This is a genomic window from Buttiauxella sp. B2, assembly GCF_006376615.1.
Lineage (GTDB): Bacteria > Pseudomonadota > Gammaproteobacteria > Enterobacterales > Enterobacteriaceae > Buttiauxella.
Window position 1 is genome coordinate 1 of the sequence record NZ_VEXQ01000048.1, and the last position, 7373, is coordinate 7373.

The 7373-nt window shown below is 49.9% G+C and carries 2 protein-coding genes; both read right to left on the reverse strand.

The window, feature by feature from the left end:
* Positions 1-187: 187 nt before the first annotated feature.
* Positions 188-535, reverse strand: a complete 348-nt coding sequence (locus tag FH968_RS23030) for a tryptophan synthase subunit beta (RefSeq protein WP_139883739.1) — start codon at positions 533-535, stop codon at positions 188-190.
* 52 nt (positions 536-587) lie between these two features.
* Complete coding sequence (locus tag FH968_RS23035) at positions 588-7301, reverse strand: Ig-like domain-containing protein (protein WP_223271376.1); 6714 nt, start codon at positions 7299-7301, stop codon at positions 588-590.
* Positions 7302-7373 lie beyond the last annotated feature (72 nt).

Below are 7373 nucleotides of genomic sequence, written 5' to 3' on the forward strand. Positions count from 1 at the left end.
CCCGGATAGCTCAGTCGGTAGAGCAGGGGATTGAAAATCCCCGTGTCCTTGGTTCGATTCCGAGTCCGGGCACCACTATTTAAAGAACCCGCCTATGGCGGGTTTTTGCTTTTGGAGATTTAGACTCTCCATCGAACTTCGTCTGGCCATCTGGGATTTCAGTGCGCCAGAGCTCCCCAATCACACGTTAAAAAATCCCTTCATCGTTATTAAGTAAGTGTTCCAGCCCACCTAATCCCTGACGTGCTTGTGCGCGATTCATCAGCTTGGTCTGCGCCATCGCGGGTAGATCGGTAATGGTGATCACCCCTTTTTGAATCAGCAAAAATACCAGGTCATCGAGTACACGAACCATTTCCAGGTCGCTTTTTTGCAGCATTTTGAGGTGCTGTAAATTTTCATCCACCACGCTGTGCGCGTTTTCCCATGCGGTAATCTCAGCACTTGCCGTGATTATTTCTTCCGTCATACCGCTAAACGGTGCGCATTCGACACGAGTTAGCTGGCCTTGTTCGTCTCGCTGAACGTAATACATATGAATACCTATTAAGTAAAACCCTGCACTCATCGAGTGCAGGGTTGGCTGATTAGTGGGAGTAGTGCTCAGGTTTATGGAGTAAGTGATCGAGCGAATAGACCGGTGTGGAATGCGCATCGTGGCTTGCCGGCGCATCAATGGTTTGTGCAGGCGTCACGGTACTGGCGGTATGCGCAGCACGGCCGCTGTCCGCATGGTCCTGGCTCTCATCGCCAAACTTAATATGCTTAGAAAGATCGTTGTCGTCATGCAGTTCGCGAGCCAGAGCTTTGAGATCCATGTTGTCATGACTCTCGGTACTCTTACCGGTAAAGGTCTCATGGTTAACTTCCCCACGATGATCTTTGATAACGTTCTGGCTAAGAGATACCTTTCCATGATGATTTCCAAAGGAAAGCGATTCATCATCGTCAGCAAAAAGCTTGCTCAGCTCATGCTTTCCATCAAGGTGAGATTTATCAGCCTGTTGGCTTTCGCCAGGCTGCGCGTGCTTAATGCTATCAGCGACTATTTCATGCAGTTCATAGGTCGAACCTTTGAGCGCCACGCTGTCATGGCGACCGTCATTCTTCGCGTTTAAGTCGTCGTGATGCCCCTTGGTACCTTCAGCAGCCGCGGTTGTATTCTCGCGGTGCTTTTCAAAAGACGGCGAGTCGGCGAAAAGATTGCTCAACTTATGTTTAGGATCGTGCAGGGAGTTGTCGGGCGCATCGACCATTACATTTATGGCTGACTGATGTGGGGTGACATTGCCATGCTCATCGCAAGCGGTGACCAGCACATTGACCTTGTTGTCGCCGACATGAAGATTTGAGTTGTTAACTGCAACGTCATAACCCAGTTTTGCATCAAGAACTGTAGTGTATTTAATGCCGTGGACTTCAACTTCAACGCTATCTCCAGGAATAACGTCACCGCTGACCGTGCCCGTGATATGGGTAAAACCGTCATGTGCTTGAGCAGCGCTCAAATGGTTATGGCCGGGAAGTTTGTCAATAAGGACATGGGCATCGGCGTGGGTGTCGACCTGAATCGGGTGCAGCTGCGACTCCACGATTTTAATATTTCCCACCTGATCCGAAACCTTAACGCTCGCGCTCAAATCGTTGCTGCCTTCATGCAGATACGTTTTTGCAACCGAAGCTTCATAACCCAGGCGACCATTAAAGTCCTTCACGTGGGTCGTAATATCATGACCGTTAACGTGAATAGTGACCAGGTCGTGGAGTTTTGCATCTCCTTCAACCAGGCCTGTCACCACGAGATGATCGGCTTCTTTCGCATTAACGACATCGTCTTGCGCTACGGGATCAATACCTATCGTGGCATCAACCCTGGTATCCACTTGAACAACCTGATCGTGATAGGCCGTCGTCTTATTACCCGCCTCGTCCGACACTTCCACGCTGACTTTTATCGTGTTTTCGCCTTCATGTAGATCTTGTCGGCCCAAAGCTATCGAATAGCCCAGATGGTTACCAACGGGAATTACTGTCGTGGTAATGGTATGCCCGTTAATGTGAAGCGTAACGATATCGTTAAGTTTCGCATCGTCTCCCACCACACCTGTCACCACAATATTCTGGGCCTCTTGCGCACTAATGACGTTATCTGTTGCGACGGGATCAATGTTGATTGAACCCACAATTTTGGTGTCCAGCGTAATTGTGTGGTTGTCCGTTGCAGCTTCAGAAATATTGCCTGCGGCATCCTGCCCGACGACACTCACATTCAGAACGTTAGCCCCTTCATGTAACGCATTATTTTCAACATGGACTTTATAACTCAGGTGGCCATTATCATTTTCCACCGTCCCGTGGAACGTTTTACCGTTCACGGTCAGCGTCACGTCGGCCCCGGGGCGAACATCATCCCCGACGGTACCAGTAACCACCGTATATTGATGCTGAGATTCCCGAAGATTCACGGTGTCATCACCAGACACATTGGCGTCGATGTGAATGCTGGCCTTAGCTTCCTGGTCAATATGAATGGTGTTTTGCTCGGTAATCGTTTTGACGTTGCCCGCCGCATCAGTGCCCGTGACTTTATAGGTAATCGCCTGGTCATTGAGTAACTCAGAAGTGCTCACGGTTACCGAGAAACCCAGAACGCCAGTGATAGCATCTTTGTGAATAGTGGCGGGAATATTATTACCGTTGACTGTGATCGTTACCTTTTCACCGTCGTTGACATCCCCCTCAACCGTGCCAGTTATCTTGGTGGTGGCACTTTTAACTTCTTCGGCATTCAGTACGTTATCATCCGCTACCGCGTTAAAATGCAGAGTGACATCGGCGTGATCGTCAATATGAACCACTCTTGGCGTTTCTTTAAAGGCTAGATTTTCATGCGCATCTTTGCCCGTCACTGACGCAGTAATTGTGACTTCGGTCTGCTGATCGGAGGTGCGCATGTACTCGTTCGGCACCGAAGCGTGGTAACCCAATACACCGTTCAAATTCGGTAGTTCTTCAACATGGGTAGTGACTTTATAGCCATTAACCATGATGACCACTTCGTCACCTTTGTGTACATCACCAGAGACCCGACCGCTTACCTGCGTAAAATCTGACTGCAGTTCATCACCATTAAGAATATCGTCACCACCTACTACGTTGATCGTGATATTCGCGCTGGCCTGGGTATCAATCGAATATTGATGAAGGTCTGAAACAGGGGCCAAATTACCCGCGGCATCATGCCCGGTGACTGAGGCGACGATAGTATGGCTAACATCAGCCTTTAGATCGGCAGTTTTCACATCGGTGTGAAAATTCAGTGAGTCATCGATTTGCGCTTGATAAGTGGCACCATTGACCTTGAGTGTGACAAATTCCCCTGAATGCAAATCACCCTGCACATGCCCGGTTATCTCAGTGAAGGTATCTTGCGTTTCAGCAAGATTGAGCACGTTGTCTGCGGTGATGCTGTCAATCTTCACTTCCGCCGTCGCTTCGGTATCAACGGTTATATTTTGTGTCGCCGGGTCGGAAGTCATGGTGTTGCCATGCACGTCCTCACCCTCGACGGTTGCCGTAATGTGGGGATCGTGGCGCAGATCGTCGATGCTGACGTCTTTGCTGAATCTCAGCTCGCCGCTAGCCAGATCCCTAAATACTTGTGTGGTCAGGTGCTGGCCATTTACCGTTAACGTTACGGTGCTGCCTTCATGGACATCTTCACCCGTGACTATTCCCGTGACGGGCGTCTTCCCTGACTTCGCTTCCTCACCGTTGATCACGTTGTCCTGCGCGATATTGTCGAGCGAAATGCTGGCATCAATGTGGGTATCGACCGTTACCTGCCCGGATGCGAAATAACCGTTGCCATTGTGAATGACGGTTACCGTAAAATCAGGGTGATTAGCGAAAGCTGAGGTCTCGACGTTTACAGCAAAACCATACTCCCCCGGTAAATTAGGCAACTCCTCAATCGTGCCGGTGTATTCATAACTTCCGATATGAACCACGAGGGTGTCGCCTGGAACCGCATCTCCCTTCACCGTGCCACGGATCACCGTCTCTGGTGACCCGGACTCCCGCTGGTTGATGACATTATCTCCCGCCACCGGGTGCAGGGTGACAATGACATTCGGGGTGTGGTCATGTGGCGTTGTCGGTTCGCCGTTAGGGTTACTGCTGTTATGCCCATCAATATTCACATGGATTTGATCGGTTTGCGTTGCGATGTTGCCATGCGGATCGGTGGCAGATATTTTCACCGTGATATCTGAATTGTTCTTGAATACCCAGGCATCAATGGAACAGGTGTAACCGAGTTGACCGTCAGGCAAAACGGTAACTTCACCGTCGAAATGCTTGCCGCCCACGGTGACATCAACCTTGTTCGAGATGTTCGCATCGTCGCCGTGAATATGGCCGGTCACGATATAGTAATCCGGGCCAATGGGCCTATCCTGCGTAACAGTACCGTGCTCCAGGTGAATATCGGCACGCGTATCCACTTTGACGACATGTTCAGCTGTGCCCAGTTGAACATTTCCCGCATCGTCCCTTCCCGTGACAAAAGCATGGATAACAGGTTCCCCGGTTGAAATCAGATCGGTGGTACTGACATCAATGCTGTAGCCTAAACCGTCACCTCGTGGGCTGACCTGGCCGAAGTAATGCACCCCGTTAACCTCAAGCTCAACGCTATCGCCGGGATGAACATTACCGTTCACCGTCCCAGTAATGGTGGTGGTTTCCTGGTGGGCTTCTTTATTGTTAATCAGATTGTCAGGGGTTACTTTATCAACCGTAATCTCGGCCTTAGCACCATTATCTGTATGAAGATAATGTATCGCGCTATCGTGGGCTTCATTGCCTGCCACATCGTGCGCCGAGACTGTTGCCGATATTTTCGGTGAGGCCACCAGATCCGACGTTTTGACCTCGAGTGAATAGCCCAGCGCACCGTTGAGATAAGGTTGAGGCTTAACAGTGGCCTCGTGAACCTCACCATTCACCGTTACGTAAACGGTATTGCCTTCTTTAACGTCGCCACCGACATAACCGTTGATGGTGGTATACGTCGAATTTTGCTCGTTGGCATTAAGCACGTCATCACCGGAAACGACGTTGATGGTCAACGTGGCATCGGCATGATCGTCAATATTCACATGGTGATCGGTTCCCACATCCCGGTGGTTACCCGCATCATCGGTGACGCTAACATTGACGTGAAAGTCAGGATCGGCCTTAAGGTCGCTGGTTTTAACATCCGCGTGATAGACCCTCTCGCCATTTTCCAACGTTTTTACGGTGCCGTGATACATGTGATGATTCACAGTAAGTACCACATCGGCACCATCGGGCACCTCCCCCGTCACTTTGCCACTGACCCGGGTTTTACCCTCTCCAAGCTCAGTCGCATTCAGCGTGTTATCGCTTGTAACGTCATTGACGCTAATCGTGCCTTCGACTTGGGTATCAATTATCACTGTTTGCGACTTTTCGTCCGAAGCCGGATTATTCGCATTATCGGTTGTAGATACTGTGACCTTTATTTCTGGATTATCAATCAGATCGGCGGTACTGACTTTGAAGCTATAAGTGAGTTCCGGAGTAACGCGAGTCGTCAGATCGTGGCCGTTAATATGCAGATGCACCACGTCACCTTTATGCACATCATCGCCCACTTTACCCGTAATCATGGTGAAGTCCTGATTCGCTTCATCACCATTAATCATTTTATCGCCGGTGACGAGATCGATTGAAATTGAGGCTTTTGCCTCCAGATCGACAATCACGTCCTTCGACGTTTCAGAACGGTACTGGTTGCCGTCACCATCATGTCCGTAAAGGAACACGGTCACTTCAGACTTACCCGTTGCCTCGTCCACACTGGCCAAAATATCGCTGGTTTTGACATCAGCCGTATAACCTAACGCACCGTTCAGAGAGGCCAATGGACCAATTTTCGCCGAATATTCATGTCCATTGATCCACACCTGAACCTGGCTTGTCGTATTGATATCTCCGTGAAACGCCCCGCCTATCGCACCACTAATAGTGGTGAACTCTTTCCCTGAATCGACCTTATTGATGATGTCATCACCGGAAACAGTGCCAATGGTCGCGGTTGCTTCAGCATGGTTATCGATATGAACCTTACGGTCAGTATGTTGCAAGGTCTCGTTACCAGCCTTATCGTGCGAGGTGACAGTCGCCCTGATATAGACGTCAGCATCCAGGTTCACGTCGTTATCGCCAAAGACCGAAGAATCAACCGATATCCGATAGCCCAGATGATTGTGCCCATCTAAATCCACTACTTTTCCAGGGAAGTCGTGCCCGTTAATAGTAATGGTCACGCCATCGTTAAGCTTCGCATCTCCGCCTACCGTCCCGGTAATCAGTTGTTTGTGCAAGAGCAAGTCTGTGTGGTTCAGACGATTGCCATCGCTGATGTCACCAATAGTAATGGTGGCATGTGCTTCAGTGTCCAACACGATGGTTCTGTTATCGGTGGCAATCGCTTCGTTACCCGCGCCGTCATGGCTGATAACGGTTATCTGAACGCTGTTTTCTCCTTCATGCAACGGCTGCTCCTTTCCTGAAGGCAAGAACACTTCATAGCGCAGATGCCCGTCGTCACCCATAACCACTTTGCCGGGCACACTGAGCTGAACATCTTTACCGTCAATCGATACGGTGACCACATCGCCTTCTTTCGCATCCACGCCTGTGACATCACCGCTAATCAGCGTTGGCATCCGGGATTCAATCCTGTTAACCACGTCGTCATCCGCTACGGTGTGAATGTTGACGTGATTCTCGGCATGGTTGTCGATATGGACGGTGTTATTACCCATTCCGATTGCGTAGTTGAGTGCGCGGTCTTGAGATATCACGCCCGCACTCACGGTAACCTCACCGTCAATATTGTGGCTGTTCGCACCGAACTCAAAAGAAGGGACTGCAATTTTATAGCCTAAGTGCCCGCCGCCTAAATCAATAACATATCCCGGATATGTGGTGCTGTGACCGTTAATATTGATGTAGATTTGATCGCCAACGCTCGCATCTCCACCGACGGTTCCGGTTACCCATTGTACGTCCGAAGACAGCGCGGTGCTGTTCAATGTGCTGAGGTTATCAACCGTGATGGTGGCTTCGGCGTGGTTATCGATATCGACATTGTGTGAGAATGGTTGAGTGACCACGTTCCCAAACTCGTCATGCGACGTGACGGTGCCAGTGACGATTACCTTGGTGTCTGCAGGGTTTTTATTGTCGTTAAAATCTGATGATTTCACATCAATGCTGTAACCCAGTTTTCCGCCGCCGATATCCTTCACCCAGGTGGAATACGGGTGCCCGTTAACATC